The sequence below is a fragment of the Turicimonas sp. TL08 genome (assembly GCF_054660695.1).
The window spans coordinates 1-12113 of the sequence record NZ_BAAGDP010000027.1 but is presented as its reverse complement, the minus strand read 5'-3'; the positions used below and the strand labels follow the sequence as shown (position 1 = coordinate 12113).

Sequence of the window (12113 nt, the reverse complement as noted above, 5' to 3'; positions counted from 1 at the left end):
ATCTTTAGACGGAAAAGGATAAAAACTCATAAAGGGTTTATTAAGATACTCTTAAGCGGATTTTCTAATGTTTTCAATGAGTTTGAGGTGGAAAGAACTCATCAATTCTTTTAAGGGTAAGTTCTAGGGGCAAGAAAAAGATGAAAGAGGTTTTATAACAGTTAGTTGCAACTCTTACATTTATATTTAATCTTTTTGTTTTTATAAGAACGCTTAACTTCTGCAGTACTTCCATCTTTTCGAATATCTGGAAGGATTTTCTGGCTTCTTGTGTGAATCAAGGAAGCATTTTCTTTTGTCCTATTAACCAATTACGAGCCAAATCATTAACAGTCTGCAGATTAACATTTAGCATTCATGTAACTCATGTTTCATATTTCTTCTTAATGTTACCGACATTTTTTATATAACAAGAATTCATTGTCTTTACTGCAAGAAGTTATGGTCAAAGTATTTTCTTGTCAGAGTCTCGCTTATAAAGCCAGATACCAACTCTTTCTTTGCAGAGTGTCGATAAAAAATGAAAAGATGAGGGAAAAAAAAGCAAAATACGTTTTTTGGAACTACCCCATTAAAAAACCTCCCTGGTTTTTCCAGAGAGGTTCTTAGCTCAACTAAGTTCTTAGAACATTAGAAGAGGCCGCAGAATACGAAGCCGAAAGCAACGCTGAAGAAAATAGCGAGAACGCCAGGCCAGAAGAAGGAGTGGTTGAATACCCACTTACCGATTCTAGTTGTACCGGTATCGTCCATCTGAACTGCGCCAAGCAATGTTGGGTAAGTCGGGAGAACGAACAAGGCGGAAACAGCAGCGAAGGAAGCAACCAGCATGTAGGAGTTATCCGGAGTTGCAGCTGTGATACCTAAAGCGGCAACAACTGTCGGAGTAATAGCCTTAGCGGTAGCAGCCTGAGAGTACAGGAGCATGGCGGCTAAGAAGAATACAACGGCAAGAAGTGCTGGGTACTGGCTGATTGTGTGAGAAGCGAACTCCTTGATTTCTTTTGTATGACCGGCAACGAATGTATCACCAAGCCATGCAACACCAAGAACGCAGATACATGCAACCATACCGGACTTAAATACGCTGGTACCAGCGATGTCGCCAAGTTTGACGTTGCAAAGTGTAGTAATCAATGCACCAACGAGAAGCATCAAGCTGATGATAGCTGAGTCACGAGGAACAATGACGTTCTTGATAAGGCCTACAGCCGGGGAAATGGCAGAAGCATAAAGAACGACACAGACAACGCCGATTAAGAAGATGTAAACAGAACGCTTGGCAGCCGGTGTGATCTTGATTTCGTGCATTCCGACAGGAGGTTTAACAAGGCCTTCAGCCAGACGCTTCTGATAGATCGGGTCGCTGTCGAGATCCATGTTTCTGATCTTTGTCATGATGAAAGCTGTAACCATGCAGCCAAGGAATGTGGTAAGCAGCCAAATTCCGAGCAATGCAGGGTAGCTCCAGCCGAACGGTTCCAAAACGCCGGACATGTAAATAACGGCGGCAGAAACCGGAGAAGCTGTAATAGCGATCTGGGAAGCAACAACAGCAATTGCCAGAGGAACGCTAGGTTTAATGTGTTCACCCTTTGCAACTTCAACGATAACAGGGATCATTGAGAATGCTGTGTGACCTGTACCTGCGAAGATGGTAAGAACATAAGTTACCAACGGAGCAAGGTAGTTGATGTATTTCGGATTCTTATAAAGAATCTTTTCTGCAATGTAAACAAGGTATTCCAAACCACCGGCTAACTGCATAACAGAAATAGCTGAAATTACGGAAGCGATGATCAAGATAACATCCCAAGGAATGTTACCAGGCTTCATACCTAAACAAAGACCGAGAATCAGAACGCCGGCACCGCCAGCATAACCAATACCGATACCGCCCAAGCGGACACCGACAAAGATTGCGCCTAACAGAACGACGATCTGGAGAGCAACGATGAAATCCATAAATCCTCCAAAGTGGAACCTAATTTAGATTTGTTAAGGCTCCGAGTGGCATTAATTAGAATTAATCAAGACAAAAAGCGCCACAAACCTTTTGTTTTTGATGAGTGTTGTCCCTTCTTTTCAGAAGGGACGGAAAAAAGAATTACTTAACGAACTTAGGATTGATCAAGTTCTGTGTGTTGAAGATTTCATCCCATTCTTTCTGAGTGAGAAGTTTTCTTTCATCAACAACGATCTGGTGCAAGGACTTGCCGGAGAGGTAACCTTCCTTAGCGATGTCTGCACAAACTTGATAACCGAAGTGTGGCTTGAGCAATGTAACGATACCGATGGAGTTCATTACATAGTCTCTGCAGCGTTCTGTGTTAGCTGTAACGCCATCAACCAACTTAGTGCGCAATGTGTCGCAAGCGTTGGCCATAACCTTCATCTGTGTGAACAAAGCGTATGTGATAACCGGTTCCATAACGTTCAGTTCGAGCTGGCCGGCAGAAGCAGCAAGCATAACTGTTGTGTCAAGACCGATAGCCAAGAAGGAAGCTTGGTTAGCAACTTCAGCAGCAACCGGATTAACTTTACCCGGCATGATGGAAGAACCAGGCTGGAGCTGTGGAAGATTGATTTCCTTCAAGCCGCAGCGAGGACCGGAAGCAAGAAGACGAATATCGTTGCAGATCTTAGTCATCTTAACTGCCAAACCCTTGATAGCGCTGGACAATGTCATGTAAGCGCCGCAGTCGCTGGTAGCAGCGATCAAGTCTGCAGAGTTCTTGAATGGGAGACCAGTCAATTCAGCCAAGTACTTGGAAGCCAATTCAGGATATCCAGGAGCAGCTGTTACTGTTGTACCGATAGCTGTTGCACCGAGGTTGATAACCAAGAGGTGTTTCTGAGCATCACGGAGGTTTTCGATTTCATCGTTGAGTGTGAAGCCCCAGCCGTGGAATTCCTGACCTAAAGTCATAGGAACAGCGTCTTGCAAGTGGGTACGGCCCATCTTCAATGTCTGGTCGAATTCTTTGGCTTTTGCATACAATGCATCGCGAAGCTGTTCAGCTGCCTTGATAAGGATGTTGGAGCGGAACATGCAGGAAAGATGGATTGCTGTTGGGTATGTGTCGTTAGTAGACTGACCGAAGTTAGCGTCGTTATTCGGGTTGACAATAGTGTAGTCGCCGAGCTTGCCGCCAAGATGCTGAATAGCGAGGTTGGAGATAACTTCGTTAGCGTTCATGTTAGTGGAAGTACCTGCACCACCCTGGAGCCAGTCAGTGATGAACTGGTCACGATATTTTTCAGTATCGTTGATGAGCTGGTCGCAAGCCCAAATCATTGCATCAGCAACTTTAGGTTCTACAACGCCCAATTCCTTATTGGCCATTGCGCAGGCTTTCTTAACATAAGCGAAAGCGATGATGAAGTAGATTTCTTGAGAGTTTCTTTCTTCGGTGATGAAGAAGTTTTCTTTACCGCGTAAAGATTGAACGCCATAGAGGGCGTTTTCTGGAACTTCAAGATCACCGATAAAATCATGCTCAATACGTGCCATGATATGTATGCTCCTAAACGAATATACGCATTAAATAAAGTCTTCAGCCAGGATAAATCCCGTGGTCATGCTTCGAACTTCAGGTTAAAAACTTTGGTGGATACCGCAAGGCATTCATCAAAGAATCAATTAATCTTTCATTAATATGCTCATGAACAAATTAATGAAATACCAATCGTCCTTTTGCTCAGAACTATTCTTTCAAACAGTCACTAGTGCTTTTCCCCAGTGGTTTAAGCGAATCGAACAATATCATGAAAGTTCTTTAATACAAATAGGGTTTGTACGTAGGAACTATGTAGTATTTTAGTCTTAACCCTTACCAAATGTAAATAGAGGGGATTGTAACTGATTGAAATACAACAAAAATAATAAAAAACTGAATTGTAAGTGATGTAACTATTTGAAAATCAAGAATATCTAGATTTCTAAATTTGTATGTTTTTTATCACAACCAGACATAGGAAGGTCTACTTTTAAGTGTTTGACAGATTTTGAACTCATTTTGGAAATCGATTTGTCTGATAAAACATCTAGCGGACAGTATCACGCTTCTATTCTTCGGAAGGTGGAGGAAAAAAATCGGAGGCTTTCAAGCAGCCGGGGGAATATAAATGTAAGGAACCGGTACCGATAACAATGTATTTTCTATTGATTCCACCAAACCGAATTCGAAGATCGGATCCTTCCTCATCTAGAGTATTTCTAAAGTTGAACGAGATCCTTACGAATTAAAGTTGGAGTCGAGGAAGTGTGAAACTTTCTTCGAAAAGACTGAAGAGGTTTGGATTTGACCTTTTCAAATGCAGGAAAGCCCTGCTTTCGCAGGGCTTTGCAGATTTTTAGCCAGGTTTTTTAGAGAAATTAGATTAGTCTAATTTCAATTCGCGAAGAGGAACAACTCTCTTGAGTGTTCTCTTTTCTTTTCCAGTAATGCCCTGCTCTGCCATCTTGCGGCGGATGAAGGCGATCTGGGTCTTAAGCGGTAAATCTTTCGGGCAGAAATCGTGGCAAGCCAACAATGTCATGCAGCCGAAAACACCGCTTTCTGTTCCCATAACTTCGTAATAATCTGCGTCATTACGATGATCGCGAGGATCCAGACGGAAACGGGAAATCTTGTTAATAGCAACGGCACCGACGAAGTCCGGACGCATACGGAAGTTGCCGCAAGAAGCTACGCAGCAGCCGCATTCGACGCAACGGTCAAGAAGATAAATATCTTCAGCAAGCTTCGGATCCATTGGTTTTTCGATCTTGTTGAAGTTAATTTGTTCTTCATTAACGTGGCACCATGCTTGGATTCTTTCGCTCATGCCGCGCATCCATTTACCGGTATTAACTGAAAGGTCGCCAATCAGTTCAAAGCCCGGCAAAGGAGCCAATGTGAAGTGATCCGGAAGGTCACGAGTCAATGTACGGCAGGCCAAAGCAGGCTTTCCGTTGACCAACATAGCGCAGGAACCGCAAATACCGGCACGGCAAACGAAGTCAAACTGGAGAGAAGGATCCTGTGTATCGCGCAATTCATTCAAAAGAATGTAGAGCGTCATGGAATCAGTCTCAGAAACCTGATAGGTTTGCAAATGAGGAACACTTTCAGAATCAGCAGGGTTGTAACGCAGGATGCTAACCTGAAGAGTGCGGTGGTTGCTAGAAGCCGGAGGTGTAACCTTTTCAGCTGGTTTAGCTTCCGGAGCAGTTTTTGTATTTTCAGCCATTTAAATTCAACTCCTGATGACTTATGAAAGAGGTTCGTCAATACGTTCGTTTCTGCCGCGCAGGTTTTCAGGCAACAGTTGGAGGTAAGGCATCAAAGCGTTCTGGATAGCAAAGCGGTCTTTGCCTTCTGCTTCCATCTTGGCTCTGATTTCGTCAACTTCTTTCTGGCGAATCGGTGTTTCGGGGTTGTCAATGTAGTTCTTGGCACCGTAACCACGCCATCCCGGAGGAAGTTCCATCTTGGAAATATCAAGTTTCTGATATTCAAGAGTCGGCATTGTGTCGTTTTCGTTCTTCCAAGAGGCAAGAGTACGGCAGCACCATTCAGCGTCATTACGGACTGGGTAGTCAATACGGAAGTGAGCACCGCGGGATTCTGTACGTTTGTAAGCGCCAAGAGCAATTGTCAAAGCTACGCGAAGCATCTTCTGAGTGCGGTATGCGTAAACCAATTCCGGATTTGCACCAGGTTGGTTCTTAACGGCAACATTGAAGCTCTTCTTATAAAGCTCTTCAAGTTCGGTAACAGCCTGTTCAAGTGTATCTCCGTTACGGAAAATACCAACTTTGGTGGTCATGATTTCCTGCATGCGAGTGCGGATTTCAGCCATGTTTTCTGTACCGGAGTTCTTGGCAAATGCGTCAAGCTTAGACTGTTCGCGTCTGATAAAGTCATAGACAACCTTAGTCGGAATGTCGATGGCGTTTTCAGGTTTGTCGCAGAAATCTGCAATCTTTTCGCCGACAATCATACCTGCAACAACGGTTTCAGCTACAGAGTTACCGCCTAAACGGTTGAAGCCGTGCATATCCCAGCAAGCTGCTTCACCAGCGGAGAACAAACCTTTGAGAGTTTGGCTTTCACCGCTTGGATTTGTTCTGACGCCACCCATGGTGTAGTGCTGTGCAGGACGGACCGGAATCCAATCTTTAGTTGGGTCTACACCTAAGAAGTAATGGCAGATTTCATATACTTCACGGAGATTGTGCTTAATATGGTTTTCACCAAGCAATGTAATATCAAGCCAAAGATGTTCACCGAAGCGGCTCTTAACACCTTTACCCTGAGCAATTCTTTCTTCCATACGGCGGGAAACGACGTCACGGGAAGCAAGTTCTTTCTTTTCAGGTTCAACGTCCGGCATGAAGCGATGGCCATCAACGTCACGGAGCAAACCACCGTCACCACGGCAGCCTTCAGTTACAAGAATACCGGCTGGGAAAATACCTGTCGGGTGGAACTGAACGGCTTCCATATTGCCTAATTTAGCAACACCGGTTTCAAGAGCGATGGCGTGACCAGTACCTTCACAGATCTGGGCGTTTGTAGATACACGGAACAGTTTACCTGCACCGCCGGTAGCGATAGCGGTAGCTCTGGCAACATAGCCAATTAATTCACCGGTAATCAAATCGCGGACAACTGCACCGTAGCAGCGCTGACCGTCATGAATCAAAGCGATAGCTTCAACTCTTTCATGAACCGGAATGCCGTGAGCGATAGCGCGTTCAGCAGCAGAGTTCAACATGGCATGGCCTGTACCGTCGGAAACGAAACAAGTTCTCCATTTCTTTGTACCGCCGAAGTCGCGCTGACCGATCAAACCAGCGGCAGCTTCGCGTTCGGTAATGGTAACTTTTTCACCGTTAATAATAACTTGACGGTCTCCCGGAGTGATACGGCTCCATGGAACGCCCCAAGCAGCCAGTTCACGGACAGCTTTAGGTGCGGTGTTGACGAACATACGGGCAACTTCCTGGTCGCAGCCCCAGTCAGAACCTCTAACTGTGTCACCAAAGTGAACGTCTTCGTTATCACCTACGCCTTTAATAACGTTAGCAAGGGAAGCTTGCATACCGCCCTGAGCGGCCTTAGAGTGAGAACGTTTTGGAGGAACCAGAGACAGGATGATGGAGTCATGGCCGCGTGCTTTTGCACCAACAGCCATACGCAAGCCAGCAAGTCCTGCGCCGATGACGAGAACATCCGTGTATATAACTTTCATTTAGCAAATCTCCTTGAACCAAATTTGAAAGGAAGGGATGGAACCTTTCGCAATTTGGGGTAAGCAGTGTTTAATTGGTCGAAACAACAACAAAGAGGGACAACCTGAGCTCAAGGGTTGACCCTAACATATATTGTTAATTCTCAACTGATATGCGGAATTTAGAACAAACCCAGAAAATTCTCAATACTTAAGATTGAAAAAAGGTTTGAGATTGGTAGAAATACTAAGGTAGTTTTTGGGAATAAATAACATTGCTAAACCTCGAAGAACCATGGGTTCAGAGCCTCTGGGAGTTAGGCTTTAGCAAGAATTCAAAATTTTTTGAATTTATATTCATTTACTATTTAAATATTTAGACAACTTATTTTGGGCAGTAAAAATGTTTTCTCTCATATTTTGTCTGACTTTTGCAAATAATTATTTTTCTCGCTAATTATTTTTCTTTTTATTTTGAAGTTCGTTCTTGCTCTTTATTAGCCGTCAAAAAAATCTTTTATTTAAGAATTGTATAAATAGGCCCTAAGCTAAGATAAAACCCTTACAGGAAAGTGCGTAATTTAACTCAAAGTGAGTCAGAATCGGGGTTTACGAGGTTGATCGCGCAAGAAAAAAATACGAATATTTCAACAACAGAAGGCAAACTTGTAAACGAATTGAAGGTTATCAAAGTGTCTAAGATTCTTAATTTAGATGTAACAACTTGCGTTTTTGAGAAAAGTATCACTGATTATTCCGTTGGAAGTTTTCCCTTTTCCGCAGATGAATGCAGCTTGGATAGTAAACATTTGGGTGGCAGCATAACTCTAAAAAATAACAAAATTATTGGATTATCCGCCGGACTTGAAGAGTCAGTGAAGGTTGAAGCCGGTGATGATATTTCTCAGTTATTTGCCTGCCAGGCGACAGCAGACGTCAATATCAAGAAATTGTTTATGTATAGAACCGTGGATTGTTTGATTTTAGACAGTCAGCGACTTTCCTACTGGGCTCGCCTTACTCTTAAAGGAAACAAGGTCCAGATTGCTGATATTGATATTGAAAAAAGATTTGAACTTGACTCTGAGGATCAGATAGAGGAATTAGAACGACGTAAGGGTGAAGGAAGTATGGCTTTTATGTCATTGCATTGCCAATAACGTTTTATTTTTATTACTTTCTTACCTCGAACAGTTCGTTTTACTCTCAGAGTTTTTATTGTTGGATCCCGGATTGAACAAACCCGGGATTTTTTATTCTAGTTGTTAGCTACTAAGTTCTGGTGGGTGTAAATTCCTTTCAGTCTTAGTAGCTAACATTTTAGGGCGCTACAGAAAATTCTTTAAAAAGCAGGAACTACGGCACCGTCGTATTTCTTCTCTATGAAGTTTTTTACTTCCGGAGATCTCAGAGCAGACATCAACTCTTTGATTTCCTGTTTGTTTTCATCTCCTTTGCGGACAGCTATTACGTTAGCGTAAGGAGAATCCTTAGGCTCAATTGCAATAGCATCTTTCGAAGGGTTCAAATTTGCACCGAGAGCAAAGTTGGAGTTAATAACTGCTGCATCAAGATCTTCCAGGGCTCGTGGCAGGGTTGCTGCTTCAACTTCTACGATCTTAACTTTAAGAGGATTGTCAACGATATCCAAAGGAGTTCCGTTAACGCCTACTCCGTCTTTCATTTTCAAGACGCCGTTGGCATTCAATACCTGCAGAGCTCTGCCTCCGTTAGTCGGATCATTTGGGATACCAATCTTTGCCCCTTTCTTCAATTCCTTAAGATTTTTGACTTTGTTGGAGTAAACGCCCATTGGTTCAATATGAACCGGACCGGCGGAAACAAGGTTTAATCTATGATCTTTGGAAAAAGCTTCCAGATAAGGAAGGTGTTGGAAGAAGTTGGCATCCAAGTCTTTGTCGGATAAGGCTAAATTCGGTTGAACATAATCAGAAAACTCGATAATCTTCAAATCAATGCCCTTCTCTTTCAGAGCCGGCTGGACAACTTTCAGAATGTCAGCATGAGGTACCGGCGATGCACCAACTTTGAGTGTGTCAGCAGCGAATGCTCCGGAAGCGAGCGAAACGAGTGCCAAAGAAAGTAATAATTTTTTCATGATGGTTAGAAAGATGGAATTAATGAACCTTTGAAGTGCTCGAGGATGAAAGCCTTAACTTCCGGGGTTCTTAACGTATTATTCAGCTCCAGGATTTCAGGTTTATTTTGGTCCCCTTCTCTTACAGCCACGATGTTGGCATAAGGAGAGTCCTTTGATTCGATGATAATGGCGTCTTTCACAGGATTTAATCCGGAGCTTAACGCATAGGTTTGATTAATAACACTGGCTTTCACATCGTCCAAAGTTCTAGGAAGAGTCGCAGCTTCGACCTCAATGATCTTCAATTTCAGCGGATTTTCGACAATGTCTTCGATAGAAGCGGAATGACCTACGTTGTCTTTGAGCTTAAGTAAGCCGGCAGAAGCCAACAATTGAAGCGCTCTTCCGCCATTGGTAGGATCATTTGGAATAGTGATTCTGTCGTCCTTCTTGATCTCTTTTACATCTTTGATTTTATTGGAATATAACGCAATAGGAGCAATAAAAATTCCCGGCATTGCATGGAGCTTTAAACCTCTGTCTGCAGCGAATTTATCCATAAATGGCTTGTGCTGAAAGAAGTTAGCATCGATTTCTTTATCCGAGAGAGCAAGATTAGGCTGAATATAATCAGAAAATTCAATGATTTTCAGATTAATACCCTTTTCTGCCAGCTTTGGTTTAACAAAATTCAGGATATCTCCGGCTGGGACCGGACTAGCCCCGATTTTAATCGTAACGGATTCGGCTGCCATGGAAGCGGTTCCAAGAGAAGCAGCAAAAGCCGAGACCGCAAGTAACTTTAGTAAAAACCTTTTCTTCATTTCTACTCCTTAACTTTTATATTTTTCGAGGCTGAGTGCTAAAAAATATACAGTAGAAAATTCCTCTCTTTCGTCTTAGGTCCTTCGATTTTTCATCCGTCCTTTTCTTAGAACCTATTTTCTCAATGGAAACCCTAAATTGGCACGGATTATGCATAGCTCTAATTGTTGTTAATACCAACTAATCAGAGGAAAAAATGAAACTTATAACCGCAATCATTAAACCGTTCAAACTCGATGAAGTTCGAGAAGGACTTGTAGAACTGGGAATAAGCGGCATTACAGTCGCGGAAGTTAAAGGCTTCGGAAGACAAAAAGGTCATACAGAGATCTATAGAGGAGCCGAATATGTTGTTGACTTCCTTCCTAAGGTAAGTCTCTCCATTGCATGTCCGGATGCTTTAGTTGATTTAGCTATTGAAAAAATTTGCGAAGCTGCACGGACAGGAAAAATCGGCGACGGGAAAATTTTTGTCACACCGCTTGAAGAATGCATTCGCATTAGAACCGGAGAAACTGGGGAGGCTGCATTATGAGTTGGCTCAAACTTTCTTTATTTGCCCTACTTGCTCTCTCTTCGTCTGCATGGGCTGCAGATGAAATGAATGCCGCTGATGTCTCATGGATGATGGTCGCTACGACATTAGTCCTGTTTATGACTATTCCGGGCATTGCCCTCTTTTATGCCGGGATGGTAAGAAAAAAGAATGTCCTCTCCGTTGTTATGCAAAGTTTTGCTATTTGCTGTGCGGTAACCATCGTCTGGTATGCGGTTGGATATTCTCTTGCTTTTTCAGGCGGAAATTGGTTCATTGGAAACTTCGACAATGTTTTTCTACAAAACATCCAGATTGACACCATGCACGGCTCAATCCCGGAGATGCTGTTCATGATGTTCCAGATGACATTTGCCATCTTGACACCTGCTCTTATGTGCGGTGCCTTTGCAGAACGAATCAAGTTCTCCGCCCTTTTCCTTTTCATGATTTTATGGTCTCTTTTCTGCTACGCACCGGTTTGTCACTGGGTATGGGCAGATGAAGGCTGGTTGTTTAAAGCTGGTGCTTTGGACTATGCCGGCGGAACCGTTGTTCATATCAATGCCGGGGTAGCCGGTCTTATTGCCTGTATATATTTAGGCAAGCGCTTAGGCTATGGTAAAGAAGTGATGGCTCCCCATAACCTCGTGCTGGCTCTTACCGGTGCTTGTTTCTTGTGGATCGGGTGGTTCGGCTTTAACGGCGGAAGCGGATTGGCTGCGGACTCCAGAGCCGTTATGGCGATCGTAGTAAGTCAAATTGCAGCTGCAGCAGCTGCTCTTACCTGGATGATTTGCGAATACATCGTAAATAAGAGATTCACAGTTCTAGGCGCAATATCGGGGGCTGTTGCCGGCTTAGTTGCCATCACTCCTGCATCCGGTTTTGTTACTCCGGCTGCCTCTCTATTTATTGGTTGCTGCGGCGGATTAGTGTGCTATTTTGGTGCAACATGGCTTAAATACAAATTAGGTTATGACGATTCTTTAGATGCTTTCGGTGTCCATGGTGTCGGCGGCATTGTCGGTGCTCTTCTCACCGGGGTGTTTGCCTCAGACATGATAACAGGCGAAACCATGAAGCCAGTTGCAGAACAGCTATGGATTCAGTTTGAAAGTGTCATTGCTACTTTTATCTATGCGGCTGTCGTAACGTATGTTCTCTTGAAGATTGTGGATCTTTTGATCGGCTTGCGTGTATCAGCTGAAGAAGAACGCGTCGGATTAGACCTTTCTCTCCACGGAGAACGAGTCGAATAGCAAAACTTCAAATAAACCAAAGGCTCTTCGGAGCCTTTTTTAACGTGTGCGCCCAGCAGGGCGTCTCTCTATAGGGTGCAAATCCCGAACCTGCCCGATGAGGGGAAAGGTTAGCGACTCGGCAAGGGTTCAACGGCGACGTTGAATCTGAAGGAAGCTGATAGCAAAA

At 43.6% G+C, this 12113-nt stretch carries 9 protein-coding genes; 3 read left to right on the top strand and 6 right to left on the bottom strand.

Translation table 11 applies throughout. The features are described 5' to 3' along the window. Window positions 1-630: 630 nt before the first annotated feature. The 4 genes from ACYQ4O_RS11335 to ACYQ4O_RS11320 form a co-directional block, all read right to left on the bottom strand. Window positions 631-1965 carry an anaerobic C4-dicarboxylate transporter gene (locus ACYQ4O_RS11335; RefSeq protein ID WP_066592265.1) on the bottom strand — a complete coding sequence of 445 codons (1335 nt, stop codon included), beginning with the start codon at window positions 1963-1965 and terminating at the stop codon, window positions 631-633. Between the two features lie 142 nt (window positions 1966-2107). After that, a complete protein-coding gene (locus ACYQ4O_RS11330; RefSeq protein WP_460175666.1) occupies window positions 2108-3514 on the bottom strand; it encodes an aspartate ammonia-lyase in 1407 nt (468 codons plus the stop codon). An 869-nt stretch (window positions 3515-4383) separates the two neighbouring features. Continuing rightward, on the bottom strand, window positions 4384-5235 hold the full coding sequence (locus tag ACYQ4O_RS11325; RefSeq protein ID WP_066592258.1) for a fumarate reductase iron-sulfur subunit: 852 nt from the start codon (window positions 5233-5235) through the stop codon (window positions 4384-4386). A gap of 21 nt (window positions 5236-5256) precedes the next feature. After that, window positions 5257-7242 carry a fumarate reductase flavoprotein subunit gene (locus ACYQ4O_RS11320; RefSeq protein ID WP_460175665.1) on the bottom strand — a complete coding sequence of 662 codons (1986 nt, stop codon included), beginning with the start codon at window positions 7240-7242 and terminating at the stop codon, window positions 5257-5259. 551 nt (window positions 7243-7793) lie between these two features. Between ACYQ4O_RS11320 and ACYQ4O_RS11315 the strand changes: the two genes are divergently transcribed. Beyond that, window positions 7794-8381, top strand: a complete 588-nt coding sequence (locus tag ACYQ4O_RS11315; RefSeq protein WP_308515217.1) for a hypothetical protein — start codon at window positions 7794-7796, stop codon at window positions 8379-8381. A 182-nt stretch (window positions 8382-8563) separates the two neighbouring features. Here the strand turns inward: ACYQ4O_RS11315 and ACYQ4O_RS11310 are convergent, their stop codons facing one another. Together ACYQ4O_RS11310 and ACYQ4O_RS11305 are read right to left on the bottom strand one after the other, a co-directional pair. Then, window positions 8564-9340: a MetQ/NlpA family ABC transporter substrate-binding protein gene (locus tag ACYQ4O_RS11310; protein WP_460175664.1), complete on the bottom strand. Its 777-nt coding sequence runs from the start codon at window positions 9338-9340 to the stop codon at window positions 8564-8566. 5 nt (window positions 9341-9345) lie between these two features. Then, window positions 9346-10146 (bottom strand): MetQ/NlpA family ABC transporter substrate-binding protein, encoded by an 801-nt coding sequence (locus ACYQ4O_RS11305; RefSeq protein WP_460175663.1) that lies wholly within the window; start codon window positions 10144-10146, stop codon window positions 9346-9348. A gap of 197 nt (window positions 10147-10343) precedes the next feature. On the opposite strand from ACYQ4O_RS11305, the gene ACYQ4O_RS11300 reads away from it, so the two are divergent. Next, the gene (locus tag ACYQ4O_RS11300; protein WP_460175662.1) at window positions 10344-10682 is read left to right on the top strand and encodes a P-II family nitrogen regulator; all 339 of its coding nucleotides are present in this window, start codon (window positions 10344-10346) and stop codon (window positions 10680-10682) included. Next, window positions 10679-11944 carry an ammonium transporter gene (locus ACYQ4O_RS11295; RefSeq protein WP_308515210.1) on the top strand — a complete coding sequence of 422 codons (1266 nt, stop codon included), beginning with the start codon at window positions 10679-10681 and terminating at the stop codon, window positions 11942-11944. The genes ACYQ4O_RS11300 and ACYQ4O_RS11295 overlap by 4 nt, the downstream gene beginning before the upstream one ends. Window positions 11945-12113 lie beyond the last annotated feature (169 nt).

Coding starts and splice junctions, on each gene's coding strand:
- ACYQ4O_RS11335 (WP_066592265.1), bottom strand. CDS start 1,965: ATGGATTTCATCGTTGCTCTCCAGATCGTCGTTCTGTTAGGCGCAATC.
- ACYQ4O_RS11330 (WP_460175666.1), bottom strand. CDS start 3,514: ATGGCACGTATTGAGCATGATTTTATCGGTGATCTTGAAGTTCCAGAA.
- ACYQ4O_RS11325 (WP_066592258.1), bottom strand. CDS start 5,235: ATGGCTGAAAATACAAAAACTGCTCCGGAAGCTAAACCAGCTGAAAAG.
- ACYQ4O_RS11320 (WP_460175665.1), bottom strand. CDS start 7,242: ATGAAAGTTATATACACGGATGTTCTCGTCATCGGCGCAGGACTTGCT.
- ACYQ4O_RS11310 (WP_460175664.1), bottom strand. CDS start 9,340: ATGAAAAAATTATTACTTTCTTTGGCACTCGTTTCGCTCGCTTCCGGA.
- ACYQ4O_RS11305 (WP_460175663.1), bottom strand. CDS start 10,146: ATGAAGAAAAGGTTTTTACTAAAGTTACTTGCGGTCTCGGCTTTTGCT.
- ACYQ4O_RS11300 (WP_460175662.1), top strand. CDS start 10,344: ATGAAACTTATAACCGCAATCATTAAACCGTTCAAACTCGATGAAGTT.
- ACYQ4O_RS11295 (WP_308515210.1), top strand. CDS start 10,679: ATGAGTTGGCTCAAACTTTCTTTATTTGCCCTACTTGCTCTCTCTTCG.